The 25,964-nt window shown below is 58.4% G+C and carries 24 protein-coding genes; 16 read left to right on the top strand and 8 right to left on the bottom strand.

Annotated features, from left to right (window positions below; translation table 11 throughout):
* The first annotated feature begins 202 nt into the window (after positions 1-202).
* The gene (locus tag ARB25_RS06940) at positions 203-976 is read left to right on the top strand and encodes a hypothetical protein (RefSeq protein WP_055286900.1); all 774 of its coding nucleotides are present in this window, start codon (positions 203-205) and stop codon (positions 974-976) included.
* 189 nt (positions 977-1,165) lie between these two features.
* On the top strand, positions 1,166-1,372 hold the full coding sequence (locus ARB25_RS06935; RefSeq protein ID WP_055286898.1) for a hypothetical protein: 207 nt from the start codon (positions 1,166-1,168) through the stop codon (positions 1,370-1,372).
* A gap of 111 nt (positions 1,373-1,483) precedes the next feature.
* Here ARB25_RS06935 and ARB25_RS06930 read toward each other — a convergent pair whose 3' ends face one another.
* Positions 1,484-2,398 (bottom strand): ketopantoate reductase family protein, encoded by a 915-nt coding sequence (locus ARB25_RS06930; RefSeq protein WP_055286896.1) that lies wholly within the window; start codon positions 2,396-2,398, stop codon positions 1,484-1,486.
* A gap of 325 nt (positions 2,399-2,723) precedes the next feature.
* Between ARB25_RS06930 and ARB25_RS06925 the strand changes: the two genes are divergently transcribed.
* The 6 genes from ARB25_RS06925 to ARB25_RS06900 all read left to right on the top strand — a co-directional run bounded on the left by ARB25_RS06925 (position 2,724) and on the right by ARB25_RS06900 (position 9,310).
* The gene (locus tag ARB25_RS06925; RefSeq protein ID WP_055286894.1) at positions 2,724-3,911 is read left to right on the top strand and encodes an aldo/keto reductase; all 1,188 of its coding nucleotides are present in this window, start codon (positions 2,724-2,726) and stop codon (positions 3,909-3,911) included.
* Positions 3,912-4,004: 93 nt separating this feature from the next.
* Positions 4,005-5,024 (top strand): Gfo/Idh/MocA family protein, encoded by a 1,020-nt coding sequence (locus ARB25_RS06920; RefSeq protein ID WP_055286892.1) that lies wholly within the window; start codon positions 4,005-4,007, stop codon positions 5,022-5,024.
* Positions 5,025-5,191: 167 nt separating this feature from the next.
* A complete protein-coding gene (locus tag ARB25_RS06915; RefSeq protein WP_055286890.1) occupies positions 5,192-6,058 on the top strand; it encodes a deoxyribonuclease IV in 867 nt (288 codons plus the stop codon).
* A gap of 147 nt (positions 6,059-6,205) precedes the next feature.
* The gene (locus ARB25_RS06910; protein ID WP_035138867.1) at positions 6,206-7,066 is read left to right on the top strand and encodes an ABC transporter substrate-binding protein; all 861 of its coding nucleotides are present in this window, start codon (positions 6,206-6,208) and stop codon (positions 7,064-7,066) included.
* Between the two features lie 117 nt (positions 7,067-7,183).
* A complete protein-coding gene (locus ARB25_RS06905) occupies positions 7,184-8,545 on the top strand; it encodes an amino acid ABC transporter permease (protein WP_253276071.1) in 1,362 nt (453 codons plus the stop codon).
* A 12-nt stretch (positions 8,546-8,557) separates the two neighbouring features.
* Positions 8,558-9,310: an amino acid ABC transporter ATP-binding protein gene (locus ARB25_RS06900; protein ID WP_055286888.1), complete on the top strand. Its 753-nt coding sequence runs from the start codon at positions 8,558-8,560 to the stop codon at positions 9,308-9,310.
* A 117-nt stretch (positions 9,311-9,427) separates the two neighbouring features.
* Here ARB25_RS06900 and ARB25_RS06895 read toward each other — a convergent pair whose 3' ends face one another.
* Entirely contained in the window at positions 9,428-9,847 is a 420-nt protein-coding gene (locus ARB25_RS06895) for a flavodoxin (protein WP_055286886.1), read from the bottom strand.
* 46 nt (positions 9,848-9,893) lie between these two features.
* On the bottom strand, positions 9,894-10,598 hold the full coding sequence (locus ARB25_RS06890; protein WP_055286885.1) for a DUF3793 family protein: 705 nt from the start codon (positions 10,596-10,598) through the stop codon (positions 9,894-9,896).
* A gap of 175 nt (positions 10,599-10,773) precedes the next feature.
* Between ARB25_RS06890 and ARB25_RS06885 the strand changes: the two genes are divergently transcribed.
* A complete protein-coding gene (locus ARB25_RS06885; protein ID WP_006234377.1) occupies positions 10,774-11,157 on the top strand; it encodes a heavy-metal-associated domain-containing protein in 384 nt (127 codons plus the stop codon).
* 272 nt (positions 11,158-11,429) lie between these two features.
* Entirely contained in the window at positions 11,430-13,982 is a 2,553-nt protein-coding gene (locus tag ARB25_RS10250; protein WP_216595126.1) for a hypothetical protein, read from the top strand.
* Here ARB25_RS10250 and ARB25_RS06875 read toward each other — a convergent pair.
* Together ARB25_RS06875 and ARB25_RS06870 are read right to left on the bottom strand one after the other, a co-directional pair.
* On the bottom strand, positions 13,979-14,404 hold the full coding sequence (locus ARB25_RS06875) for a hypothetical protein (protein WP_253276070.1): 426 nt from the start codon (positions 14,402-14,404) through the stop codon (positions 13,979-13,981). The genes ARB25_RS10250 and ARB25_RS06875 overlap by 4 nt on opposite strands.
* Entirely contained in the window at positions 14,397-15,923 is a 1,527-nt protein-coding gene (locus ARB25_RS06870; protein ID WP_070100758.1) for a Y-family DNA polymerase, read from the bottom strand. Before ARB25_RS06870 ends, ARB25_RS06875 begins: the two co-directional genes overlap by 8 nt.
* 215 nt (positions 15,924-16,138) lie before the next feature.
* Between ARB25_RS06870 and ARB25_RS06865 the strand changes: the two genes are divergently transcribed.
* Positions 16,139-16,663, top strand: coding sequence for an iron-containing alcohol dehydrogenase (locus ARB25_RS06865; RefSeq protein WP_172676336.1), 525 nt, complete (start codon positions 16,139-16,141; stop codon positions 16,661-16,663).
* A gap of 199 nt (positions 16,664-16,862) precedes the next feature.
* Positions 16,863-18,557 carry a glucose-6-phosphate isomerase gene (pgi, locus tag ARB25_RS06860; RefSeq protein WP_055286875.1) on the top strand — a complete coding sequence of 565 codons (1,695 nt, stop codon included), beginning with the start codon at positions 16,863-16,865 and terminating at the stop codon, positions 18,555-18,557.
* A 137-nt stretch (positions 18,558-18,694) separates the two neighbouring features.
* On the opposite strand, the gene ARB25_RS06855 is transcribed toward pgi, so the two are convergent.
* The 3 genes from ARB25_RS06855 to ARB25_RS06845 form a co-directional block, all read right to left on the bottom strand.
* The gene (locus tag ARB25_RS06855; RefSeq protein ID WP_055286873.1) at positions 18,695-19,999 is read right to left on the bottom strand and encodes a VirD4-like conjugal transfer protein, CD1115 family; all 1,305 of its coding nucleotides are present in this window, start codon (positions 19,997-19,999) and stop codon (positions 18,695-18,697) included.
* Positions 19,992-20,609: an ATP-dependent Clp protease proteolytic subunit gene (locus ARB25_RS06850; protein WP_022094432.1), complete on the bottom strand. Its 618-nt coding sequence runs from the start codon at positions 20,607-20,609 to the stop codon at positions 19,992-19,994. Before ARB25_RS06850 ends, ARB25_RS06855 begins: the two co-directional genes overlap by 8 nt.
* 66 nt (positions 20,610-20,675) lie before the next feature.
* Positions 20,676-21,722, bottom strand: coding sequence for a hypothetical protein (locus ARB25_RS06845; RefSeq protein ID WP_156327707.1), 1,047 nt, complete (start codon positions 21,720-21,722; stop codon positions 20,676-20,678).
* 615 nt (positions 21,723-22,337) lie between these two features.
* Between ARB25_RS06845 and deoC the strand changes: the two genes are divergently transcribed.
* The 4 genes from deoC (at position 22,338) to ARB25_RS06825 (ending at position 25,652) form a co-directional block, all read left to right on the top strand.
* Entirely contained in the window at positions 22,338-23,012 is a 675-nt protein-coding gene (gene deoC / locus ARB25_RS06840) for a deoxyribose-phosphate aldolase (protein WP_055286870.1), read from the top strand.
* Positions 23,013-23,161: 149 nt separating this feature from the next.
* Positions 23,162-24,004: a Cof-type HAD-IIB family hydrolase gene (locus ARB25_RS06835; protein ID WP_055286868.1), complete on the top strand. Its 843-nt coding sequence runs from the start codon at positions 23,162-23,164 to the stop codon at positions 24,002-24,004.
* A 64-nt stretch (positions 24,005-24,068) separates the two neighbouring features.
* Positions 24,069-24,728: an HAD family hydrolase gene (locus ARB25_RS06830; protein ID WP_366223328.1), complete on the top strand. Its 660-nt coding sequence runs from the start codon at positions 24,069-24,071 to the stop codon at positions 24,726-24,728.
* 60 nt (positions 24,729-24,788) lie between these two features.
* Positions 24,789-25,652: a PfkB family carbohydrate kinase gene (locus ARB25_RS06825; protein ID WP_055286865.1), complete on the top strand. Its 864-nt coding sequence runs from the start codon at positions 24,789-24,791 to the stop codon at positions 25,650-25,652.
* Positions 25,653-25,964: the final 312 nt, after the last annotated feature.

Raw genomic sequence — 25,964 nt, 5'->3', positions numbered from 1 at the left:
GGGTGCAAAAACAGGGTTTTTGACACGCTTTATGCATTCGAGTTGTGGAAAACTCCTGTTGAGAGGATGTGAGTTTTACGCAATTGACGTGCGCCTTTTAAGTAAAACCGCAGGTCGCGATTTGCTCGGGGTACTATGCAGCGCGATCGAATCACACGCAGCTCAAACGCAGCAAAAACGCACTACGGAGGTTTCCAGCTACATGAGGATTGATTCACGAAAACCGAAAACCGCCGCCCTTTCCGCCGCTCTGACCGTGGCACTTTTGGCGGGCGCCGGTGCAACTGATGCCCACGCCGCAACACTGTCCGATACGGTTGGATCTACTCCGTCCGAGACGACGCTGGTGCAGCCCGTTGACTATCGTGGCGATGGTTATGGTTCCATGCAGGAGTGGAACGCCTCGATGGAGGCCAAGCGCGATTCCCTGGAGATGCGCGCTCAGATCATCATGAATATGTATGGCGACTATGCCACCGATGACGAGCGCGCTGTGCTGCAGGGTTGCATCGACGGTGCGGGTAGCCTGTTGACGATGGGGGAGGTCGACGCCAAGTCGACCGAGCTCGATGAGCTGCGCGCTGCGCTTGAGGATGCCAAGTGCGAAGCGCTCGAGGCTGCCGCCGAGGCGGAGGCTGCCGAGGCCGCCCGGGCTTCGTACTACAACGCCGGTTACACTCCGCCTTACGCGTCTGCCGCGTCCTACGCGAACGGATCGGGCCTGACGCGCTCTGCGGGTGTCAATAACTACAACGGGCGCCGCGAGACCTATTACAGCAGCAATGTGCTTTATCACTATCGCACGGGCGAATGGACTCAGGATTCTGAGGGCTTCTGGCGCGATTCCGACGGCTATTACGTTGTTGCCGCGGGCGATATGGCCCAGGGCTCGACCTTTACGGGCTCCAAGGGTGATTGCAAGGTCTATGACTCCGGCTGCGCTGCCGGAACCACCGACTACTACACCGGTTGGTAATCTGCCATAAGCAAAATAGGCACATGATGGGCGGACGTCTTTACTGAGCTTTTAGGCAACGTAAAGCCGCCCGTTCTTTATGCGCGTTTGAGTTAACAGAGCCCTTACCGTGGCGGTACGCTGGGCGTATGGATGCGGGGCACACTAGTTCATGAGAAATAAGGTCTTTCTCTTGGAAGAAGTGGTCTTGTGAATGCTCGAGATATTGCCGTTGCCGCCGTCGCGTTGATGCTCGGCTGCCTTGGTCCCACGGTCGCGCTCGTCGCGGGCATGCAGGGGACATGCGGGACTGCTCCTATCGTGGTCGGCGCGCTGATCGCGGCCGCACTGCTGGGAAGCGCGGGCGTGGTTCTTTGCCGCGACGATGAGGACGAGGTGTCGGGGTCGCAACGCTAACTGTTGTGAGATCGGCCGCCGGTCATAGACGAAGATGAAGGCCGCCGCAGGGGGGGGAGGTTCCCTTGCGGCGGTTTTGCTGTTAAGGCTGTTGAATGCGGCGCGTCGGCGCTACCAGCTTTTCTCGATATCGCGAATGCGTCGATAGAGCCATTCGTTTTGCGGTGCCTGGATATCGTGTTTGGCTGCGAGGCGGCAGATGGTGCCCGCGAACTCATCAACCTCGGTTTTGCGCCTTGCGATGCGGTCTTGAGCCATCGAGGGCATACCGGCGGGGTCGATTCCCTCGATGAGGTGCACCATTTGCGTCAGGTCTGCCTCGGTCAGCTCAACGCCCTCGGCGTTGGCAACCGCAAGCGTCTCGCGCATGGCGGAGACAAAACAGCGGCGCTGCTCGGAGCCCGGCTCCGTGGCGCTTCCGTAGGTCCCGCCGTAGGCCATGCAGGTCTGGTTGATGCCGTCGTTGAGCATGAGTTTGGCCCACATGCGGTGCGCAATATCGCGCTCGACGGTATGGGCGATGCCGCAGCGCGTGTAGAGCCCGTCGATAGCGGCGACGGTCGCGGGGTCCGTGCCGGCCGCCGCGCCAAAGCGGATCTCGCCCGCATTGGTAAAGGTGAGCGCGCCGTTGAGGAACACGGCGTCCATGCCCTGGCAGATACCAAGAACGGTATGCTCCCAGCCAAAGCGTTCGGCAATCTTTTGCTCGCTCGTAATGCCGTTGCATAGCGAGGCGATGAGCGTGTTGGGTCCCACGACGCGCTCCATAGTCTTGAGTGCTTGGTCGAGACCGGTGGTCTTGACTGTCAGGATGACCAGATCGGCGGGCGTCGCCTCGCTGGCGCGGACGGACGTGAGATCGCAGGGCTTGCCGTTGACAGTGAGCGCATCGCCCGCGTGACGCTCAAAACGGGTGTCATCCATGATGTATTCGACGGCGTCGTTGCCGAGCGCCCGGGCGATCATGCTGCCGTAGAGCAGGCCGACGCCGCCCTTGCCGATAAAGGCGACCTTGTTGATCTGCATGTGAATCATCTCCCCATGTAAAAGGCGCCCGCGTAAGGGGCGCCTGATGGATTGTATGCTGCCAGGGTGATTGGTGGGTGCGCGGGGCGGCTGTTATAAAAAAGAAACGTTTGCCTGGACGCTACGCTGCAGGGCAGACCGCAAAGACATGCGCGTGGTCATGCCCGGCTCCTTTCATCGGGCTTTTTGCTGATGTTAAAGCGGTGCCGTGACAGCTCGATTTCTGCTGCGTTACGATACGTTCTCGATTGCGATTCCACGATGTTTCGGCTGCGTGACCATTGTGTTTCGCCTTGCCGGGGCGCTGATGGCGAAGGGAGGGGCCGTGCAATATCGCGTTGACCCCAAAAGCGGCAACCGTATCTCGGCGTTGGGTCTGGGCTGCATGAGGTTTCCCGGTGCGCCGGGACGTCCGGATGCGAAGACAGCCGATGCCATCATTTCCCGTGCGGTGGAGCAGGGGATTAATTATCTGGACACCGCGTATCTCTATCCCGGTAACGAGGCGTGCGTGGGCGCCTCGCTTGAGCGCTTGGGGCTGCGTGACCGGGTGTTGCTGGCGACCAAGTTGCCGCATGCTTCGTGCAAGTGCGCGGAGGATTTCGACCGGTTCTTCGATGAGCAACTGCGGCGCCTGCGGACCGACCATATCGACTATTACCTCATGCATAACATTACCTCGCCCGCCCAGTGGGAACGTGTGGTGGCGTTGGGCATTGAGGACTGGATCGCGTGTCAAAAGGCGGCGGGGCGCATTCGCCAGATTGGTTTTTCGTACCACGGCAGCGCGGTGGATTTCCTGACGATGCTTGACGCATATGACTGGGATTTTTGCCAGATACAGTACAACTATGCCGGCGAGCGTTACCAAGCGGGAACGGCAGGACTCATGGCGGCTGCGGAGCGCGGGCTCGCGGTGTTTGTGATGGAGCCGCTGCTGGGCGGGCGTTTAGCGGGCAAGCTGCCGCCACGGGCCCGCGCTGTGCTCGATAGTGCCCGTGACCCGCATTTGCGCACTCCTGCCGCCTGGGGTCTTTCGTGGGTGTGGAATCATCCTCAGGTGACGATGCTGCTTTCGGGTATGACCGATATCGCGCAGGTGGATGAGAATTCGTCACTGGCAGACCTCGCGTTGCCGAATTCGATGACTGCCAACCAGCTCGACACGATTGCGCGCGTGTTGATGGAGTTTGAGAAATCGAACCGTGTGCCCTGCACGGGATGCGGCTACTGCATGCCATGCCCCAAGGGTATCAACATTCCCGGTTGCTTTGGCGCCTACAACGCGAGCTACGCGCACAGCTGGTTTACGGGGCTGTCTCAATACTTTACGGCAAGCGCGGTGCGGACGAACGAGCCCAAGCTGGTGAGCAATTGCGTCAAGTGCGGCAAATGCGCGCGTCACTGTCCGCAGCACATCGATATTCCCGAGCGTCTCGACGATGTGCGCCGACGTTTCCAGCCTGGCCCCGTAACGGCCGCGCTTAAGGCCTTTTGCAAAACGCGCTCCTGATGCCCCTTTTATAACTTGCGGTGGAATAGTTCCTGTTTGCGGCAGAATAGGGGCCAAACAGGAACTATTTCACCGCAACTGAAGGGGGCTGTCGTGGACCATCGGGATTCATGTGATGACTTACGTGAGGTTCGTTGGGGCGTTTTGGGCGCTGGGAACATATCGCATCGATTTGCATCGTCGCTCAAGGAGGTGGACGGGGCACGGCTTGTGGCTGCCGCCGGTCGCACTCCTTCGCATGTTGAGGAGTTTTGCAGGGCGTTTTTGATTGATGCCGCGCACAGTTATGCCACGGCTGACGATAGCGGCGATGCGGCTTATGATGCGCTGATTGCCGACCCCGATGTCGACGCAATCTACTTGGCTCTTCCACATGGCATGCATGCGCATTGGGTCTGTCGGGCACTGCGCGCGGGAAAGGCCGTGCTGTGCGAAAAGCCGGCCGTTTTGAATGAAGAAGAGGCTCTCTCGATTGCCTCCACCTCTCGCGAGCGCGGCGTGCTGTTTATGGAGGCGATGAAAAATCGGTTTTGCCCGATGCGTACTCGCGTGAAGGGCTTGCTTGCGTCGGGCGAGCTCGGCCGTATCGTCTCGATCGAAAGCGTGCAAAAACTCGATTATGGTGAGCCCCCTTCGAGTTATCTGCTCGATCCGTTGCAGGGCGGCTGTCTATATGACATGGGCTGCTATGCGGTCGGGTGGTTTGAGGATCTGCTTGCGAGTGCGTGCGATGTTTCGTCTCGTGAAGTTCGCTGGCGTGACGTATCAGGCGGCCGCGTGGATTGGGCCGATGAGATTCGTATGAGCGTCGGCGGCATACCCATTCATATGGTGTGCGACGGCAAGGCAGCGTATGAAAGCCGCTTAACGATTGCCTGCGAGCGGGGCTCGTTGGAAATCGAGCGCCTCCATCGCCCCGAGCTCGCTCATGTGAAGTATTCCGACGGTCGAACGCTAGAAATAAATGCCCCGTTTGAGGTCGATGATTTCTACGGCGAAATCCAGCATGCGACGCAGCTCATTCAGGCGGGGAAACTCGAGAGTCCCGTCATGCCCCTTGCCGCCACGCAGCGCTGTGCACACATCATCGATGCGATTCGTCTAGCCCTCTAGGACTTGGCGCTGACGCGTAGGGGATCATGACGCCGGCGCCCGTGGTGCCTAGCGGCCCACATCTCTGATGCCCCTTTTATAACTTGCGGTGGAATACGGTCTGTTTGCGCCAAAATAAGGCACCAATAGACCGTATTTCACCGCAACTGATGAGGAGGGAGCTGGAGATGCTGACGATCGGGTGTCATCTTTCGACGACGAAGGGCTATCGGGCGATGGGGGAGACGGCGCTGTCCATTGGCGCCAATACCTTTGCGTTCTTTACGCGCAACCCGCGCGGTGGCAAGGCAAAAGATCTTGACATGGATGACGTGGCGGCTCTGCGCGAGCTTATGGCGCAAAACGACTTTGGACCGCTGGTGGCGCATGCCCCGTATACCTATAACCCCTGCTCCGCTAAGGAGCGAGCGCGCGAGTTTGCCCTGGAGGCCATGGCCGAGGATCTGCAGCGCATGGAAGCACTGCCCGGCAACTACTACAATTTTCATCCCGGTGCGCATGTGGGTCAGGGGGCAGACGTCGGCATTCAGATGATTGTTGATACGCTGTGCCAGGTGATGTTTGAGGGACAGCAGACGACGGTGCTGCTCGAGACCATGGCCGGCAAGGGTACCGAGGTGGGCCGCAGCTTTGAGGAACTGGCGTGCATTATCGAGGGCGTTGCCGCCAAGTGCCCAGAGCTGTCCGATAAGCTGGGCGTTTGTTTGGATACCTGCCATGTGAGCGATGCCGGCTACGACATCATCCATGATCTGGACGGCGTGCTCGACGAGTTCGACCGCGTGGTGGGTATCGATCGCTTGCATGCCGTACACATCAACGATTCGAAGAACCCTTGTGGCGCCCATAAAGATCGTCACGAGTGCATCGGCAAGGGATACCTTGGCAGCGAGGAATTTGGTGGCGGTATGCAGGTTATGCAGAATATTGTATCGAATGGCCATTTGTGTTCGCTGCCGTTTATTTTGGAGACTCCGAATGAACTTGCAGGTTATGCAGCTGAAATTAGACTATTAAGGTCATTGCAGCAGTAATGACTGTCACAAAGTAGAGTATTCCATTCACGTTATGGGTTTGTTTCAATCAGTTTTCTCATTGCAGATTCGTAATTCCGGGTGCATAATAGCCAACAGTTTTTGCAGACCTCTGAATCAAACGAGGTCACCGGAAGGAGACTCATTATGAAGCTGAAGAAGCTTGGCGCATTTGCCGCCACGGGTGCTATGGCGCTCGCCCTCGCTCTGACGGGCTGCGGCTCGTCCAACGCCACCTCTGGTTCTGATGCCGGTTCCAGCAGCTCTGACGACGCTAAGGTCGAGAAGGTCGACGGCTCCAAGGAGTACGCGCTCGTCAAGGACGGTACGCTGACCGTCGGCACCTCTGCCGAGTACGCTCCGTTTGAGTACAAGGATGACAACGGCGATTATCAGGGCTTTGACCTTGAGCTCATCAAGGCTATCGGCGACAAGCTGGGCCTGGATGTCGAGTATGTCAACAATGACTTTGACACGCTGGTTCCGGGCGTCGCTTCGGGCGCCAAGTATGACGTCTCCATCGCGGCTATCACCGACACGCCCGAGCGTGAGAAGGAAGTCACTTTCTCCGATTCCTACTACATGGACGATCAGGCTATCGTGACCAAGGTCGATAACACCGACATCACGGCCGACAACTACAGCGAGAAGCTCAACAACGCCGACGCTACCATCATCGTCCAGTCTGGCTCGACCGCCGAGTCCTTTGCCCAGGAGAACTTCCCCAAGGCCAAGATTGTCCCCTACAAGGACGCCACCGAGTGCTTCAGCGCCCTGCAGTCCGATAAGGGCGACGCCGTAGTCACCAACCGCTCCGTTGCCAGCCAGCTGACTGCCGAGCAGTTCAACACCTGCCAGACCATTAAGCAGATTAGCACCGGCGAGGAGTACGCCATCGCCATCAACCAGGGCAACACCAAGCTCAAGGACGACATCAACCAGGCCATCAAGGACCTGACCGACGACGGTACCGTTGACGCCCTCATGGCTAAGTACAACATCAAGTAAAATAGCTACTTGATTGCGCGCGGGCCCTTTCCGTTTTGCGGAGAGGGCCTTTGCGCTTCTCTTGACGGAGAGCGTTTCCGTCTCGTTTTGCCGGCAACTTCTACGATAGGAGCCACCTTGTCTCGACTGAACAAAGGGGCCGCGGAGCAGCGTTTTCCGCTGCCCGCCTTGCTCCAAAAGCTAGTCTGCGTCATGGCCGTGGCGCTCGCGCTGGTGTGCGCGGGGGCATATGCGCCCACGACCGCCCAGGCGCTTGAGACCGCAAAGATTACCGCCCGACCCAACACCGGTTCGGGCAGCGATGTGGTCGGCGGCACCGAGACGCGCATTACCTGGGAGGTCCAGGCCGATGCCGATGAGGAGCTGAGCGGTCTTTCGCTGACGTTTGTCGACGGCACGACGTTTGGTACCGATGACACGCGATTGACGATGCTCTCGGGCGAGGACCTCATGGATCGTACGCCCATGAAGCCCACGTGCAAGGCTGACGGCCAGACGCTCAAGATTGATTTTGGCGAGACGGCGCCTGCCGGCGGCTTTTTCCGTGTCGAGGTTTACGGCGTGACCTTCCCCGTCGAGGGCGGCGATGAGGCCTTTAGCGGCACCTGTACGCTCGCTGACGGGTCGACCAAGAAGATCTCCAAGATTCCGTCGGTGGAGATCAAGGGCGTGACGGCCTTCGATAACTTCTTGGCCGATCTTAAGGAGCAGCCGTGGGTCGAGGCTTGGAACTCCAATATGTTCCTGCGCCTGTTCTTAAACCCGGTCATTTTGGTCCAGAGCCTGCCGATCGTCTTCAAGGGCTTCCTTATGTCGCTTTCGATCGTGCTTGTGGCGTTTCCGCTGGCAATTCCCTTTGGCTTTGCCTTGTCGCTCATGCGCATCTCCAAGTCGCGCATCCTGCGTTGCCTTGCCGGCATCTATGTGAATATCATCCGCGGTACGCCGGCGTTCCTGCAGATCTATATCGCGTTCTTCGGTCTGCCGTTGGCCGGCGTCAAGGTGGACGACTATGTCTTGGGCGTTATCGTCATGGCCATGAACTCGTCTGCGTACCTATGCGAGATCTTCCGTGCCGGTATTCAATCGATCCCCAAGGGCCAAAACGAGGCTGCGCGTTCGCTGGGCATGAACGCGTTCCAGACGCTGCTCTATGTCATGATTCCGCAGACGTTCCGCAATGTTTTGCCTACGCTGACCAGCGAGTTTATCTTGCTTTACAAGGATACGTCGCTGCTTGCCGCCGTGGGTGTGGTCGAGATCGTCATGAACGCCCGTACCATCGTGGCCACGACGGGCTCCATTACACCGTACGTGGTTGCTGCCCTGTTCTATCTGGTCATCACCCTGCCGCTCGCTCGCTTGGTGAGTGGTCTTGAGGCGAGGCTTTTGGGCACGGCCGAGACCAAGAAGAAGCGTCCCGCCAAGAGCGCCGGACAGGTTGTCGCGACGCCCGCCGATCACATCGCCGGTCTGTAAGGAGGTCCTATCATGAGCGAAACCAATAACTCGAACGAGGTCGTCGTCAGCATCAAGAACCTCCAGAAGGCCTTTGGCGACAACGTGGTCCTGCGCGATATCGATCTGGATGTGCATAAGGGCGAGGTCGTTGTGGTCTTGGGCCCCTCGGGCTCGGGCAAGTCGACGATGCTTCGCTGCATCAATCGTCTGGAGCATCCCACGAGCGGCTCGATTATCGTCGAGGGTGTGGACGTGTGCGCCAAGGGCGTCGACCTTAACAAGGTGCGCACGCATCTGGGTATGGTGTTCCAGCAGTTCAATTTGTTCCCGCACCTCTCAGTCAAAAAGAACGTCATGCTCGCGCAGCAGAAGGTGCTCAAGCGCAGCAAGGAAGAGGCCGAGAAGATCGCCGTCGAGGAGCTGACCAAGGTCGGTCTTGCCGAGCGTATCGACTTTATGCCGAGTCAGCTTTCGGGCGGCCAGCAGCAGCGCGTTGCCATCGCCCGCGCCCTGTCGATGAACCCGCACGTCATGCTCTTTGACGAGGCTACCTCGGCGCTCGACCCTGAGCTCGTGCGCGACGTCTTGGGCGTCATGCGCGACCTGGCGCGCGACGGTATGACCATGATCGTCGTGACGCACGAGATGGGCTTTGCTCGCGATGTCGCCGACCGCGTCGTCTTTATGGACGGCGGCGTCATTGTGGAAGAGGGTACGCCGAGCGAGGTCTTCGACCACCCCAAGAGCGAGCGCACCAAGGCGTTCTTGGGCAATATCTCGTAGCCGGTTGATGTAACTGCCGTTATAAAAGAGCGGGGGCTGGACTTGAATCCAGCCCCCGCTCTTTTGTAGGGATAAGGATGTGCTTTGATGCAGACTCTTTTGGAGGTCCTGGGTTCGTTACGCGAGCTCGGCTCCGAGGGCCTTGCAAGCGGTCTCGCCCTCTTCGTCGGGCGCATCGTAGCAAATGACGGAATCGACGACATTGACGCCCGCCTCGTCGGCATCGGCCTTCCAGTTGTCCATCCACTCGCCCTCGGCCCACGAATAAGAGCCAAAGAGGACGACCTTCTTGTCGCCGAGGGTCTCCTTGACCTCATCCCACATGGGCTGGAACTCATCGTACTCGAGTTCCTCGGAACCCATGGCGGGGCAGCCGAAGGCGAAGGCATCATATTCGGCGACCTTGTCGGCAGAGAAGTCGGCGCAGGAGATGACCTCTGCCTCGGTGCCGGCACCGGTTGCGCCCTCGGCAACGAAGTTTGCCATGGCCTCGGTGTTGCCTGTACCGCTCCAGTAGACGACTGCGATCTTGCTCATATGTCTTCCTTTCGGTTGTGCGGCGTGCGGCCGCGTTTTGTATGCTCTATCGGGTTGCCTGGACAAGTTGTCCCAGAGTGCAGCCCTGTTGATAGATGTAGGTAAGGTATTGCGTGCATGCGCGATAGGAATCGAAGGTCGTGAGCGCCTGCTCAACGTTTGTGTATACCTTCCATGCGCCAAAGACCTTATAGTTTTCGCCGTGCTGGACGATAAACTGATGGACATCTTCGTAGGGATAGCCCAAAAAATAGCCAATTTCGTGGGGGAACTCGCACATGCACCCCGTATCGCAGTGCCTATTTCGCGCGAGCGCGCAGACGCTGCCGTCATAGGCACTCTCTGCGGCATTGCTGCTTGCCAGCGTGATGCGCGCGGCGAGATGCACCAGGGACGCGGGCAGGTTGTGGACATCGTAACCTTCGGCGGCAAGCGCCGTCGTGGCGCGGGGGTCGGAGAGGTATCGCATGAGGTCTGCAGGGCGGTACACATAGATGAGCGCTCCGCAGGGGCGCCAGACCAAAACGCTCATATGGATCCCGAGTGGCTGGAGCTCGCAGTTGCATTGGGCTATGACGGCGAGCAGGCGAGAGCGTCGCTCTTCGATATGGGCGGCGCTGGGTTTTCCGTTTTGGTTGGCGTAAACGCCGGGATAGGTAAAGAGCGAAGCCGGCTTGATACCTGCGAGCGTAGGGGAGCAGTTGCGCACGACAGCCGTTTGGTATGTTGGGATGTCAATGGTTCGAGTCACGATGCCCCTTTCGGGTCCTCAGTTGTTAGCCAAGGAAAACTTATACACGAAAGTAAGCCACGGTCAACAAAAAAGTTTGAAGAGGGAAACTAATTGACCGAACGGACATGATTTTGGGTTAAGATGGGGACACCCCATGGGGGTATCTAGATAGAGCTACTTGAAAGGGGAACGCATGAGTGACTTGCTCAACCCTGCGAATCTCATCGTGCTGACCGTCATTGCCGTCGGCATGTTTTTTGGACTGCGTCGCATTGCCGCTTCGACACACGGGAAGAGTTGCTGCAGCGATGGTGCGAGCGGCAAGAAGGCCAAAAAGGTTGTGGTGGCAGACACCGACGAGTCCCACTACCCCTATCGTGAGGAACTCCTTATCGGCGGCATGAGTTGCGACGGCTGCGCCCGGAATGTGACGAATGCCCTCAATGCGCTTGATGGCGTGTGGGCTACGGTAACGTACGCGGACCACACGGCACGCGTGCGCTCGAAGCGCCCGGTTGATCGCGACACACTCGAGACGGCAGTGAGGGGTGCGGGCTATTACGTTATGAAAATGTAGGCGTTGCCCTCTCCGGTGGGTACCAGCCTCCTGCCCATTGTGACTATCGGCATCCAAAAATTTGCGCAAAAATAACCTTTAGATGCGGCAAAAGTGGAGTTTGGTGACGGTTTGCGCGGAATTCGCTACCAATCGAGCATCTATGAACCCGTCCAAAAAATTACAGGTGTATATTTATACACTGATTATTGCTGTGCTCAGATTGCAATTAACCGTGGACAGAAATGAAGAATGCTAAAACTGGGCTTTAGGACAGGGGAGGCTATAACCTTATGAGACGAGTGGGAACACTTGGCTTGGTGGCAGCGCTTGCCGCTATCTTGGTATCGCCGCTGCCGGCGCACGCCGAAGACGCATCGGGTGCCGTTACCTACAATGCGGGAAATGGGTATTCCTTTGAGAAGCTCTCGCATCCTACGGTAGGAACGTCGCAGCCGGATGGCATCGTCGACTACCAGGGTAACGGTGCCGTTGCCGTTCCGGGCGCCGATGGTAATACGGCCAACAACGAAGGCGATCGCGGCCAGAGCTACACTTGGGCGGCTGCGAGCTATGGTGACTGGCTTTATGTGGGCACCTGCTATGCGGCGATGGGCAACACGCTGACGCTCATGAACAGCACGCTGGGCGATTCCTTTGATGTCGAAACCATGCGCCTGACGCTGGAGGCCATGTTTAACGGTACCTTCTTCTATGGACAGCAGAAGGAGGACGGCACGGCCGACAAGGACAGCGGCGGCATCTTGGTCAAGATCAATACCAAGACCGGTGAGACCAAGCTGCTACTCTCTGAATCGCTCAACGGCGTCGCTCCTTTGTTCCGCAATGCCGTGAGCTATAAGGGTAAGCTCTATTTCTGCGGCAGCGTCAGGACCAATGACGGCAAAGGCGGCCTGCCTGCTGTATGCGAGATCGATCCTAAGACGGATGAGTACAAAGTTGTCTATCAGGGCCTTTCGAGCATGCAGGATTACGGTGCTGCCTACAAGCAGGGCATTTCTACCGGTATCCGCGGCATGTGCGTCCATGATGGCCAGCTCGTCATCAGTAATGTGGGTAAAGACGCGAACGGTAATTTTGTGTCGACAATCCTGACGTCGTCTGACCCCTCGAAGGGCCAGGACAGCTTCACCGAGATTGCCAACTCGGAGACGCTGTTTGGCTATCCGGCGATTCGCTATCAGGACAGCATCTACGGCGGCGCCATTTGGGATATGGTCTCGTACAATGGCCATCTCTATGCGACCATCTGCACCGGTACGCCCGAGAACGCTCCCGATGATAATTCCATGCAGTCGTTTGCCATGGTCCGTGGCGACAAGAATGCCGACGGCAGGTATTCGTGGACTCCCATTGTCGGCGATCAGAAGACGGACGGTGCAAAGTACTGCTTTGGCATCGATCCTGCCCGTACCCGTTCTGGCGCTGCCAACCTCATCGTCTACAACGACTACCTCTATATCGGTGAATACAACGACGAGGAGATTGCCCTCGAGCGCATCCTGTTCAACAAATCCAACACCGAAGAGGGCGGCAAGAGCAGCATGGGTGGCGTTGACTGCTCGTTTGTGAATGCCAATCTTGAGCAGTCGGTTAACATCTATCGCATGGACAAGGACGAGAACATGGAGCTCGTCGTTGGCGATCGCACCGACATGTTCCCCGAGGGCGGTATTTCCGGCCTGACTTCGGGCTTTGGCCGAAACGAGAACCAGTACATTTGGCGCATGCAGAAGTTCGACGGCAAGCTGTATATCGGTACCTTTGATACCGCGAGCCTGCTTGAGCCGATCGGCCAGTTCTCCAATGGCGACATTATCGATATGACGCCCGAGGAGTGGGACTCTCAGGTTCAGCGCCTTAGGGACCTGCTCGATCACCTGCTCGACAAGAAATCGCCTGACGACCCCATCGTTCCCGTGAACACGCTTGCGGACGATGATTCAAACGAGGCCGTCGAGGTCGATGATTCGAACGAAGCTGCTGAGGTTGATGATTCAAACAAGGCCGTCGATGTCGATGACGAGAAGACCGAGGTTGCTAAGGGCTTTGGCGATCTGAGCGATGCGCTGGAGGATGCCGCGGGCGGTCTTTGCGATCAGGCCGCGACGATGTCCCAGGACTTTGAGGACGACGCCGCTTATGTCCAGAAGATCGATGGCGAGATCGCGTACTTCAAGTCCTTTGCCGACCAGTATCAGGACATGCTCGATAGCTATGAGAGCCTTAAGCAGCAGTACGAGGATGCCTATGGCACCGAGCTGCCGAGCGATATTCAGGATGCGCTCGATAAGCTGCTGAGCGAGGAGAACCTCAAGAAGTTGCAGAGTGTCCTTACGTGCATGTGTTACCTGCGCGATGCCGAGCGCGGCTTTGATATGTATGTGACCGAGGACGGCGTGAACTTTACGACGCTGACGACCAATGGCTTTAACGATCCGTATAACCATGGTCTGCGCACCTTTGCGGTGACCAACCAGGGTCTGTGCCTTGGTACCGCCAACCCGTTCTATGGTTGCCAGGTCTGGATCCAGCGCAAGGAGAATTCGGAGAATCCGGTTGATCCCGGTACTCCGGATCCGACGGAACCCACCGATCCTTCGCAGCCGGGTGGCGGCGATCAGCCTGGCGGCAGCCAGACGGGTGGCAACGACCAGTCGAGCAGCACCACGACCACCGTCACGACGACCGCTAAGAAGACTCCGAAGGACGGCTCGCTGCCTCGCGCTGGCGACTCGACCCTCACGCTGGTCTTGGGATTGCTGGTTGCAGCTGCCGCAGTGCTTGGCATTGCTCTCGTCTTGCGCAAGCGTTCTCGTCGCTAGGCTCGTCCGCGTAGCTCAATGTCCTGGATGTCGTCGAAGTCGATGGCGATGTCTCGGAGCTTGAGGAGCTTGAACGCAGGGAGCGCCTCGTCGAGGATGCCGGTGCGGCTGCGATAGCCGTATGTATCGTAATAGGTAACGCGCACCAAGTCGCCGCGTTTGAGGCCCTCGAGCTTTTTCGAAAGCTCGAGGGCTTTTTCTTCCGTGAGCTCGCATTTGGGTTCGACGGTGATTTCCTGCTTACGTACGAGCTCGTAGTATCCCGTGAGGGCGGCAAAGGGCATAAACTGCGCGGCACGGCCGGCGCGGACGGAGCCGTTGGCGGTGAGCTTGGGGTCGGTGGAGCGACGTCTTCCCTCGGGGTCCGCTAGACGTTCAAAAGGCGTCGGTGGCCGCATCGGCTGTTGTTGGGACTTAGGCACGATGTCCTCCTACCTGATCGTTGCGTTCGCGTGCGGTGGCGCCGGCGGTAAAGCTCAATCCCTTGACGAGCGCGTTCTTGCCGTACTTGCCCTTCACGGCCAGGACGGCGCGCGCCAGCTCGCGCTCGCGCTCATCGGCCTCGATATCGCTAAACAGGTCGATAGTGGCAAATTCTTCGGGCATGAGGTTGCCAAATCCCAAGTTGATGCGTTTGACCGGTCGTTTGGGATCGACGGTCTGCGCCCAGAGCTCATCGAAATAGCCCATGATCTTCTTAAACGAATTGGTGCGCTCGGGCAGCTTGCGGGATGCATTGGAATGTGCGAACAGCGCAGCATAGCCACCACGCGGTTTGCCGCCGTGCTCTCCCACAAAGATGCCGTCGATTGCCTGTGCTTCGCGCACCAGGCGGCGCCGTTCGTCATCGCGTTGGACGGGCTTGGGCGCACGGGGTGCGAGCTCGTGGCCGGCGGTTGCGGCGGGTTCGATGCTCGACGTGCTCGAACGCAAATGCCCGCATCCGTCCACATATTGCGCTGTGCCGCTGGCGTCGAGACGGCGTATGTCGGCGCGCTCGCTCGCGTAGCCTACAAAGAGCGAGATGCTGTCGCACGCCACGTGCTTATCGACTAAGTCCAGCACAGCGTTGTCGACCATCTCGCGCAACACGGTGTAGGCTTGCTCATAGGCATAGCCTTTCGATAGCACTTGCCCCGTGGTTGTTGAGGTTGCCTGCGGGCGATAGGCCTGAATATCGGCGATGGTTGTCGGCTCGCGCCCAAAGGCGTGGTCGATAAGATACTCGGCATTGACGCCGAGCTCGTCGTAAAGCAGGTTTTCGTCGAGCGCCGCGACGCCCATCAGATCGTATACCCCGTACTTTTCGAGGCGGGCTGCCACGCCGGGGCCGATGCCCCAGATGTCGGTGATGGGACGATGGGGCCAGATCTCCTTGCGAAAGGTCTCGTCGTCGAGTATGCCGATGCGGCTGGGTACGTGCTTGGCGGTAATGTCGAGCGCTACCTTGGCTTGGAATAGGTTGGGGCCGATGCCGACCGTCGCCGTGATGCCGGTGCGCGCGAGGACCTCATCGCGCAACATGCAGGCAAAGCCTTTGGCATTAGTGTGGTAGAGGTCTAGATAGGGCGTCACGTCGATAAAGCATTCGTCGATTGAATAGACGTGAATGTCTTGCGGGCTCACGTATTCCAGATAGATGCCGTAGATTTGCGCCGACACTTCCATGTAATGCTGCATGCGCGGTGCGGCCTTGATGTAGTCGATGCCGTCGGGAATCTCGAACAGGCGACAGCGGTTATGGATTCCGAGGTCCTTCATGGCTTGGGTAATGGCGAGACAGATGGTCGTACGCCCGCGTGATTCGTCGGCAACGACCAGGTTGGTGGTGAGTGGGTCGAGTCCGCGGTCGACGCACTCGACGCTGGCGTAAAACGTCTTAAGGTCGATGCAGATATAGGTGTGACGCTCGTGCCCCACGCGTCCTCCCATCAAACACATGTTCTTATCGAATACATGTTCGATAATACCCGCTCATCCGGACATCGTCAAAACCTGCCAAAAAGGGACTGGTTTGTTTTGGTAGGTATGGTCGTGCGGCTGCATCGGGGTTTTAACGCAGCTCTAAAGAGTGCGAAACAGCCCGGAAAACCTCGCTTCGTAGCATGAGCCTAACGATTGATATCGCCTATACGCACGGAAGGGTTGTGGGAAAGATGGTCAATTATGGGTTTGGTATGCCGACGCGCCTTGTTGCGGATGGAGACGTGGCTCGCTGGTGCGGGCGATTGGTTGCTCACTACGGTGGTACCAAGGCACTGGTCGTGCTGGGCGGTGACAAGCATACGTGCGATGAGCTTGTCTCGGCGGCACTTGGCTCGCTTGATCGAGCACTACTCGAGCGTGTACTTTTCCGCTGCGGCTCGGTTGAGGGCGACGGGGAAGACGAGCTGATCGACGAAGCCGTGGCCCTGGCGACCGACGAAGGCGTGGACTTTGTCTTGGCGATTGGCGATGCCGATACTGCTGGCTTTGCGCGCGAACTCGCGCGTCGCATGGCGGCGCTCGATGCCGGCGAAGACGGCTTTGTGCCTTATGGATGCATTGTCTCGGAGGGCAAGGTGCCTGCTGTCGTGGGCACCGGCGAGGTTCCCGTTTTTGCCATTATCGCGCCCGAACTGCTGGAGGGCATCGGGTCTCCTCTGCGTGAGTTGCTCGGTAGCGTCTGCGCCGCGGCCTAATATTTGCCAGAAAAGGACGGGTTATTTTTGGTTGGTAAAGCGTTTGACCTGCCAAAATAAGCCTGTCCCTTTTTGATCGGCTGCCGTTTGGGGGCCGATTGGCAACGCTCGCTGATTGTAGTCTTGACCTGCGCTAGAATAGTGGCATCTGAATGTCCGGGTGCATGGAGGCGTGCGCCCGTATGCTGAGGAGGACTCTATGGCAACTGTTGCCGCACCTATCGATGCTACGTCGACTGCCGCTTGGAAGGCACTCGAGGCTCATCAGGAGAAGCTCGAGGCCGATGGTATCGACCTCAAGGCCTGGTTCGCCGCCGATGCCGAGCGCGTGAACAAGCTGAGCTTTGACGCCGGTGACCTGCACTTCGATCTGTCGAAGAACCTGGTGACCGATGAGACCGTCAAGCTGCTGTGCGATCTTGCCCGCGAGGTGAAGCTCGAGGAGCGCCGCGACGCCATGTTCTCCGGCGAGCACATCAACACCACCGAGGACCGTGCCGTCCTGCACACCGCGCTGCGCCGTCCGGCAAGCGATAAGGGCCAGCTCATTGTCGACGGCCAGGATGTCGTCGCCGACGTGCACGAGGTCCTCGATCGCATGTATGCCTTCGCCGAGCGCGTGCGCTCCGGTGAGTGGAAGGGCGTTACCGGCAAGAAGATCGAGCACCTGGTGTCTATCGGCATCGGCGGCTCCGATTTGGGCCCGGTCATGGCTTACGAGGCCCTGCGTCCCTATGCCGACGCCGGTATCGACTGCCGCTATATCTCCAACATCGACCCCAACGATCAGGCAGAGAAGCTCAAGGGCCTCGATCCCGAGACCACGCTCGTGATCATCGTCTCCAAGACCTTCACCACGCTCGAGACCCTCACCAACGCCCGCGAGGTCAAGACCTGGATGCTCGAGCAGCTCAAGGCTCAGGGCGCCATCGACGGTTCCGATGAGCAGAACGCCGCGGCCGTGGCCAAGCACTTCGTCGCCGTTTCCACCGCACTCGACAAGGTCGAGGCCTTCGGCATCGACCCCGCCAACGCCTTCGGTTTCTGGAACTGGGTCGGCGGCCGCTACTCCGTCGACTCCGCCGTGGGCCTGTCGCTGATCGTCGTGCTCGGCCCCGAGCGCTTCCAGCAGTTCCTCGAGGGCTTCCACGCCATCGACGAGTACTTCTGCAACACGCCGCTCGAGAACAACGCCGTCGCGCTGATGGGCCTGCTCAACGTCTGGTACGTCAACTTCTTCGGTTCCAAGAGCCACGCCGTGCTGCCGTACTGCCAGTACCTGCACCGCTTCCCGGCCTACCTGCAGCAGCTCACCATGGAGTCCAACGGCAAGCATGTCCGTTGGGACGGCAGCGCCGTGACCTCCGACACCGGTGAGATCTTCTGGGGCGAGCCCGGCACCAACGGCCAGCATGCCTTCTACCAGCTGCTGCACCAGGGCACCGTGGTGGTCCCGGCCGACTTTATCGCTTTCGCCAACACTGCCAACCCCGCAACCGATAGCGGCCAGGATGTCCACGAGCTGTTCCTGGGCAACTTCCTGGCCCAGACCAAGGCACTCGCCTTTGGCAAGACGGCCGACGAGGTTCGTGCCGAGGGCACGCCCGAGCAGATCGTCCCGGCTCGCTGCTTTGAGGGCAACCGCCCGACGACCTCGATCTTCGGCGACACGCTGACCCCGTTTGCGCTCGGCGAGCTCATTGCCCTGTACGAGCACATCACGTTTGTCGAGGGCACGGTCTGGGGCATCGACTCCTACGACCAGTGGGGCGTCGAGCTGGGCAAGCAGCTTGCCAAGCAGATTACCCCGGCCTTCCACGACGACGCCGCCAAGGCCGAGCAGGACGCTTCGACCCAGGCGCTCATCGAGTTCTACCGCGCTCACCGCAAGTAGTTTTTCGGCTGACTTGGCTTATGACGAAAGGGGCCCGTATCCTATCGGATGCGGGCCCCTTTGCTTTGCCGTGGTCCCGGGACGCACGGCTTTTGTGGAACATCGCCGGGGCGCCGCGCGCTGCGAGAACCCTGCGCCTAGATCTCGGCCTCCGCATGGCCTCGCTGCGCCTCGGGCAGCTCCCCGTAGAGCGGATGGTCTTCGAGCTTAAAGCGCTCGACCTGTTCGGGAGTGCGACCGCGTACAAAGAGCCACGAGCGATCGATCGGCGTCGCCATGAGCGTGCTGGGCAGCGCGTCGGCGCGGTCGGAAAACACCCGGGCACTCTCGGGATCCTGGAACGCCAGCACCAGATGCGTGTCGCAGTTGCCCATGATGGAGCGTGCGCGTGCCTCGCCATAGAGCGCATCGAGCTGGTTGGTCGACTGCAGCAGCAGCGTTGCCCAGATGTTGCGGCTTCGGATAATCGAGAGCACGTTGTCGATCTGGGTGATCTGCAGATTTGCGAAGTCATCGAGCATAAAGCGCACGGGCACGGGCAGGCTGCCGTCGGGCTGCCTATCGGCCTCACGAATGAGGCCCATAAACGCCTGCGAAATAAAGAGGCCGGTCAGCGGATCGAGATTGCGGTCAATATCGCTCACGGTTACAAACAGGGCGCAGGGGGTGTGTCCCATGGAAGCGAAGTCCACCTGATGGCACTCACGATAGAGCTGTGCCGCACCGTCGAATCCCAGACACATGACCTTTTCGGCAAGGATGCCGACGATGCTCGCGTGCATGCGCTCGGCATTTTGCGTAATGGCGTAGCGTCGCCATAGCGAGAGGGCATAGCTTTGGGGGTCGGTCGTGATCAGGTCGTCAAACAATCGACCCGTGGCACCGTCCTGCAGGTGCTCGATCAGCTTGATGACCGAGCTGATCGTCTGCTCGTCGGCGGGTAGCTGTTCGGTGACGTAGGCGATAAGACACGACAGCAGGTTTGCCGCCGCATGATCCCAAAAAGGCTGGTTGTTGTCCTCGATGGGGCAGATGGCCTTTGCCACCGAGAGGATGTCCTGCTGGTTGGGCCTGCCGTCCGCCTTGCGGCGAATGTGCCTCAGGGGGTTGTAGCCGCAGCGCTCGATGCCGGGCGCAAGGGCCGGGACGGTGTTGAGGTCGGCGAAGTTGAGACATTGCACGCGGTAACCGTGGGCTGCCAGCACGGGTCCCACTTCGCGACAGAGCGTGCCTTTGGTGTCGAGCACGATGTAGCTTGCGTTCATTTGCAGCAGGTTGGGCTTGAGGACGTTTCGGGTCTTGCCGGCTCCCGAGGGGCCGATCACAAGTGCGTTGTTGTTGAGTCCCGTTTGGCGGGTGTCGCAGGAAAGCGTTCGATCCTTGGCGAGGATGGTGGACGATGCGGACTCAGATGCGGCGAGGCGGCTGGCGAGGTTAGACATGGGCGACCTCCTTGGTGGTCGAGAGGATTTCGTGGGCAAAGCCGAGCTCGACGGCGCGCTCGGCCGAAAGGTAGGTGTCTTTTGCAGTGAGGGACTGGATGCGCTTGGGCGTGAGGCCGCTGCGGTCCGAGAGGATTTGCGTGAGGGTCTTGCGGGTCTGCATGAGACGCCGGCTGGTTTCCTGCAGCGCAAGTGCCGAGCCGCCTGCCCCCTGGGGGATCAGCGGGTCGTGAATCATGAGCTCTGCATGGGGCGCCATACGGCGATCGTCGCCGCCCATAAAGATCACGGCGCCCATGGACGCGGCGAATTCCAGGCAGACGGTGCGGATGGGGCACGATGCAAGGCGCATGGCGTCATAGATCGCAAGACCCGATCGCACGCTTCCGCCGGCGCTGGCGACAAATATGGTGATGGGGCGGCTGGGGTCGGTGGCATCGAGCAGGCGGATCTGCTGGCATAGGTCGTGGGCCATCGGGGTTTCGATGTTTCCCATGACGGAGAGCTCGCGACGGGCGAGCATCTCATCGTAAATGCTGGTGAGCGTGATGCCTCGGGCGGATTCACGCATGGTGAGGGGGCTGATGATGGGGGAATGATTGGTGTCCATGAGGACTCCTTTCTGTTGGCTGTGTTGTGGAGGAATAGGATTGTTGCCCGCGGAGGGGCTGGCGGGCTACAGGGTTCGTCCGAGCCTGAGATCGAGCTCGGTTGTGGGGCAGGCTGCCTGTTCGTGCGGCTCGCAAGCGCCAAGGGCTCCAAAGCGATAGAGCGTTGCGGCGGGCGTGGTGTAGGCGAGCCGCAGCTGATGCTCGACAGGGGCACATCCGTCATTTTTGTAATGAGCCGCGTAGTACTGCGCGATGCTGGTGTTCATCTCGCTGCCATTGCGATGACGCTCAAACTGGCGTCTGCAGGTCTCGATGATCTTTGCTACCGACTTGGGTGCCGTCGCGGGAACAAGGGCGAGATAGCCCTCAAATAGCTCGTTGATGCTCAGGAGGCACAGCAGGTCGATCAGCGTCCTTATGGCTGCTCCGTCGGCGGAAAAGTGCGCGGTCGTGCGGTTATATCGGTTGCGGTCGACGATGGCCGCATGGGGTCTTGGAGTTTTCTGCCCTGTGGTCCCGGGCTTTTGCCGCGCCTGTGTATTGAGCTCGACGTTGCAGCGCTTGAGGCCGTCCAACGGAAGGAACAGTGCGGTGCGCAGGGTGTTCCGCTTGCTTTCGAGTTCATGACGCTCGTCGGGTTCCCATTCGAGCTTGAGTTTCGTGTCGAGCGCCGTAAGCATATGGGCTAGGCGGCCTACGGTAAGAACGTACGAATCGTTGTCGCGTTTTGGGGCATAGGGGTCTGTCAGCTTGCGAATGTCGGGGTCGCCCATGATCTTTATGCAGCGCTTCAGCAGTTGAGGGTGGTCGGCCAAGATTGTCGCGAGCGGTAGCGACGCGTAGTTCTTGATGGTCGCGGCGGCAAAGGCGGCGTCATATTCGTTTGCATATGCTTGCTCAATGCGGGCATCCAGAATGCTTTTCTTATCGCCGTCTTCAGCGTGGTGGTTTGTCATAGCTTCTCCAATCGGTTGATGTTCGTGCTGTTTGTTGATGTGTTGGTTGTCGTGAGTGATGTGCTTGCCGTGGGTGATGTGCTGACGTTGGGGTGCTATGCGGTTTTCAATGAGCCCGTGAGGCAGTTGCTGCAGGGGCGGGATGGAACGGCCCATGCAAGGCGGAAGGCATCGTGCTCAAAATCGAGACAGCAATGCCCTGGGTGCCTCACATGTGGCAGTTACCTCATTAAGTTGTCATTGCGTTTGGGGTTGTACTTTGCCGATCTTCCTTCTCTTACACGCTAAAACTCAAACTTCATATGCTCGATCTACTTAAAACCGCAACGGCGGTCTTTTATCAACTTATATGTCGGAACGCGTCTTTGCAAGTACTTTTTTGCCTTTGTTTCAAATGGGGTGGTTTTGCAACCGTCATACGCGCGCTGTGCGAACGTGCCCCGGCTCGGATAAGATAGTGCGATCAAGTTCTACCGCGCTCACCGCAAGTAGTCTTTGTTGCTGAGATAGGTCATGGCCGAAAGGGGCCCGTATCCCAACAGATACGGGCCCCTTGCTATTCTGAATGGGCATGAGGGTGTATTGAGGGGAGTGTCTTGCTGTCGGCATTCGCGTGCGGCGCCATTCGCTGTCCATGAATATACTTTTAAGGTTAATTTCATACCGCTTGTCGGAATGAGGACGCTGTCCTTGCGTATCGGGCGTACATTGAACGTGGTTTTTCGCGTGAACCCACGGATTGGTTGTCGGTCCTGAACAAGGAGGCCCAGCATGACGTTTGCCAAACCCATCAATAAATACATCGACTATATCGATGCCCCCGAGGACACGTTTGAGCAGTATGTCGAGAAGGCGTTAAGGTACAACTTCCGCTGCGTATTTGCGAGCCTGCAGGAGTACGAGACGGGTCGCGCCATGCTCGAGGACTCTGACATCATCCTTGCCGGCGCTATCGACTTTCCCCAGGGCACTATGACGCTTGAGGAGAAGCTTGCGAGGTTTGAGGAATACGCTGCGCGCGGCTTTACCGAGATTGACTACGTTTTGAATCAGGAGTCGGTCGAGAACCGCGATTTTGTTGCCATCGAGCGCGAGATGACTGCCATTGCTGATTTTTGTCGCGCGCATGGCATCACTGACAAGGTGATCGTCGAGATGTGCAAGCTGGACGGCGACGATGCCGCCAAGCGCCGTGTCTGTGAGATTGCACTGGAGGCTAAGCCGGGATTCCTTAAGACATCGACCGGCAGAAGCTATGGCGGCGCTAAGCTCGAGGACGTGCGGCTGATGCACGAGGTGCTCGGCGATGCCGTGGCAATCAAGGCTGCGGGCGGTATCCATAATTATGAAGAGGCTTGCGCATTCATCGAGGCCGGCGCCAGCGCGTTGGGTGCATCGGCGGGCATCGCGATCGTCGAGGGCGCACCGACGGATGAGTGTCGCTAGCAGACGTATTTGACCTGAGCGATAAAGCTTCACGACCACGCGCCGTTCATGTTCGGGACAATATGACATTTTTCCCGCTGCAAACAGCGCCGCCGTGGGTGTTCTGTATGATGGCTCAGACAAGGCTGTTCAATGACAGGGAGGCATATATGGCAATCAAAGCCATCGCAATGGATATCGACGGTACGCTTACCAACGACCAAAAGGTCATCAGCCAGCGTACGCGCGAGAAGCTGCTCGCGGCGCAGGAGTCGGGCATTAAGCTCATCTTGGCCTCGGGCCGTCCCGTATGGGGTCTTCACGCCCTGGCCCAGGAGCTCGACCTTCAGAACCATGATGGTTTGCTGGTAGCCTTTAACGGCGCTCACGTCGTCGATGCCCAGACCGATGAGGTGCTGTTCGATCAGGCTATGCCTGCCGACGAATTGCATCGCCTGATTGATCACCTGCGTAATTTTGACGTGATCCCTATGATTTCGCTCGGTCGCGATCTGCACGTCGAGGACTCGTACCATTGCATGATCACGCTGCCTGACGGCTCGCAGAAGAATATCGTCAAGTATGAGCGCGATGCCTGCGACCTTAAGATCCGTGAGGTCGAGAGCTTGCATGAGGTCGTGGATACTTATCCTGTGGACAAGCTGCTGACGGCGGGAGACCCGGCCTATCTGCAAGCGCATCACGAGGAGATGTACGCGCCCTTTGCTCAGACGCTTTCGGGTATGTTTACGGCCGATTGGTACTTTGAGTTTACGGCGCCCGGCATCGATAAGGCTCGCGCGCTCGAGGGCTCCCTGTCCAAGTTGGGTATCGATGCCAGCGAGGTCGTATCGTTTGGCGACGGCCAGAACGACAAGTCCATGATTGAGTGGGCCGGCACTGGTGTTGCCATGGGCAACGCGGTTGACGAGGTTAAGGCCGTGGCCCAGATGGTGACCGCCAATAACAACGAAGATGGTATTGCAGCGGCGTTGGATAAGCTGCTGGGTTAGAATCGCCGATTAATGCATGGTTCGGGCGCCTGCTCGCGGGCGTCCTTTTGTTAGGGAGGGTGCCGTGTCCGCATTTCCTTTTGACGCCGTTGTCTTTGACATGGACGGCGTTTTGGTCGACACCGAGTTTTACTATCAAAAGGAACTCGAGAAGTTTATCGATTACCTGCAGATTTCTGTGACGCGCGACGAGCTTAATGCGATTGTTGGTTCATCGCACCGTGATTTTCAGCAGGTGCTCGTCGATTGGCATGAGCGTGCGGGTTTGGGCAAGCTCAACGTCGAGGCTGCCGAGGCACGCTATGAGGTGTGGGCGAGCGCGTATTCCTGCGACTATAGAAAACTGCTCAACCCCGGCGTTGCCGAGACGCTGGCGGGGCTGAAAGAACGTGGGGTTCGCGTTGCGCTGGCATCGTCGTCTCCTCTCAACAATATCGAAGAGGTGCTGGGTACTTGCGGCATTCGCGAATACTTTGAGTTTTTGGTCTCGGGCGAGCAGTTCAAGCGCAGCAAGCCCGATCCTGATATCTATCTGCATGCCATAGATCGTTTAGGATTGCCTGCGGATCGCTGTTGCTGCGTGGAAGACTCTCTGTATGGCATTACCGCAGGTAAGCGCGCCGGTCTGACAGTAATCGCCAAGCGCGAGGAGCGCTTTGGCTTTAGCCAGGATGCAGCAGACAAGATTATCGACCAGCTGCCCGATTTGCTGAAGCTTGCGTAGGGCCAGGGCGGCACGGCGGCCATTACGGCGATCTCGTTAGGACGAGAAGGGGACAGCGCTATGACATTCAACGTTAACGCTCTTGGGTTTGGTGACAACGTCGTCGACCGCTACGAGCATATTCACACGATGTATCCGGGTGGCAACGCGGTGAACTTTGCCGTGTATGCCAAGAAATGCGGAGCCGCGCGCTCCGCGTATATGGGCATCTTTGGCAATGATGCTGCTGCCGAGCATGTGATTGCGAGTCTTGAGGATGAGGACGTTGAACTTGCCAAGTGCAAGCAGCTCATTGGCGAGAACGGCGTGGCACGCGTTACTGTGGTTGATGGTGATCGTGTATTTCTGGGGTCTAACGAGGGTGGCATCCGTGGTGATGCGCGCTATGTGCTCGATCGTTTTGATCTGGCATATATGAAACAGTTTGATGTGGTCCATTCGGGTAACTACTGCTTTACCGAGCGTGAGCTGCCTAAGCTGAAGGCAGCGGGTATTACCGTTTCGTTTGACTTCTCGGATGATTCGACCGACGAGTACTACGAACAGATTGCTCCCTACGTTGACTTCGCGTTCTTTAGCGCAGCAGACGTCGCGAGCGAGGACGAGATTCGCGAGCGTCTGGCATGGGTGAAGAGCCTGGGTCCGCGTTTTGTATCGGCCACGGCTGGCGCTGAGGGTTGCATTGCCTATGACGGCGAGCGTTACTATCGGCAGCATGCCAAGCCCGTGGCGGACATGAAGGACACCATGGGTGCGGGCGACTCGTTCCTGACTTCGTTTTTGATGTGCTATCTCGATTCCGCCAAGCGTGGTGAAGATGGCGCCGAGGCCATCGAGCGCGCGCTCGACTTTGCTGCCGGGTTTGCCTCGACCGTGTGCGGCATGGAAGGTTCTTGGGGCCACGGAGCGCCGATTTCCGAATAGGTGAACAGTCCCGGGAAGTCGAATTGTCGCTTCCCCGGGACCCCGTGTGCAAAAAATGCCAAATATGAGTACTGTCACTAATTTAGTCGCAGCAAAATCGACCCCTTCAGACGTGATTTGAGCGTTTGGAGGGGTTTAAAATTGCGAAAATGCAGGATGAGTGACTGTAAAAGTGTTAGTTAATGGACAATCGTAGATTATTCTGGGATCGCGTCGAAAATGTTGGTGTAAGGGTGACACCCTAGCGCCCGTTTAACGAAGAACGGCCTTCGTCCTAGAATCTGAAATCACCACAACAACAGGTTCTAGGAA

The sequence above is a fragment of the Collinsella aerofaciens genome (assembly GCF_001405375.1).
In the GTDB taxonomy this organism is placed as follows: domain Bacteria; phylum Actinomycetota; class Coriobacteriia; order Coriobacteriales; family Coriobacteriaceae; genus Collinsella; species Collinsella aerofaciens_F.
This window is presented reverse-complemented; position numbering and strand designations above follow the sequence as displayed.

Bases quoted from the DNA above. Each gene is read 5' to 3' on its own strand.
- ARB25_RS06845 (WP_156327707.1), bottom strand. From the start codon at position 21,722: ATGGGCCGTTCCATCCCGCCCCTGCAGCAACTGCCTCACGGGCTCATT.
- ARB25_RS06885 (WP_006234377.1), top strand. From the start codon at position 10,774: ATGAGTGACTTGCTCAACCCTGCGAATCTCATCGTGCTGACCGTCATT.
- ARB25_RS06895 (WP_055286886.1), bottom strand. From the start codon at position 9,847: ATGAGCAAGATCGCAGTCGTCTACTGGAGCGGTACAGGCAACACCGAG.
- ARB25_RS06915 (WP_055286890.1), top strand. From the start codon at position 5,192: ATGCTGACGATCGGGTGTCATCTTTCGACGACGAAGGGCTATCGGGCG.
- ARB25_RS06855 (WP_055286873.1), bottom strand. From the start codon at position 19,999: ATGTCTAACCTCGCCAGCCGCCTCGCCGCATCTGAGTCCGCATCGTCC.
- ARB25_RS06835 (WP_055286868.1), top strand. From the start codon at position 23,162: ATGGCAATCAAAGCCATCGCAATGGATATCGACGGTACGCTTACCAAC.
- ARB25_RS06900 (WP_055286888.1), top strand. From the start codon at position 8,558: ATGAGCGAAACCAATAACTCGAACGAGGTCGTCGTCAGCATCAAGAAC.
- ARB25_RS06850 (WP_022094432.1), bottom strand. From the start codon at position 20,609: ATGGACACCAATCATTCCCCCATCATCAGCCCCCTCACCATGCGTGAA.
- ARB25_RS06870 (WP_070100758.1), bottom strand. From the start codon at position 15,923: ATGTGTTTGATGGGAGGACGCGTGGGGCACGAGCGTCACACCTATATC.
- deoC (WP_055286870.1), top strand. From the start codon at position 22,338: ATGACGTTTGCCAAACCCATCAATAAATACATCGACTATATCGATGCC.
- ARB25_RS10250 (WP_216595126.1), top strand. From the start codon at position 11,430: ATGAGACGAGTGGGAACACTTGGCTTGGTGGCAGCGCTTGCCGCTATC.
- pgi (WP_055286875.1), top strand. From the start codon at position 16,863: ATGGCAACTGTTGCCGCACCTATCGATGCTACGTCGACTGCCGCTTGG.
- ARB25_RS06825 (WP_055286865.1), top strand. From the start codon at position 24,789: ATGACATTCAACGTTAACGCTCTTGGGTTTGGTGACAACGTCGTCGAC.
- ARB25_RS06930 (WP_055286896.1), bottom strand. From the start codon at position 2,398: ATGCAGATCAACAAGGTCGCCTTTATCGGCAAGGGCGGCGTCGGCCTG.
- ARB25_RS06865 (WP_172676336.1), top strand. From the start codon at position 16,139: ATGGTCAATTATGGGTTTGGTATGCCGACGCGCCTTGTTGCGGATGGA.
- ARB25_RS06910 (WP_035138867.1), top strand. From the start codon at position 6,206: ATGAAGCTGAAGAAGCTTGGCGCATTTGCCGCCACGGGTGCTATGGCG.
- ARB25_RS06940 (WP_055286900.1), top strand. From the start codon at position 203: ATGAGGATTGATTCACGAAAACCGAAAACCGCCGCCCTTTCCGCCGCT.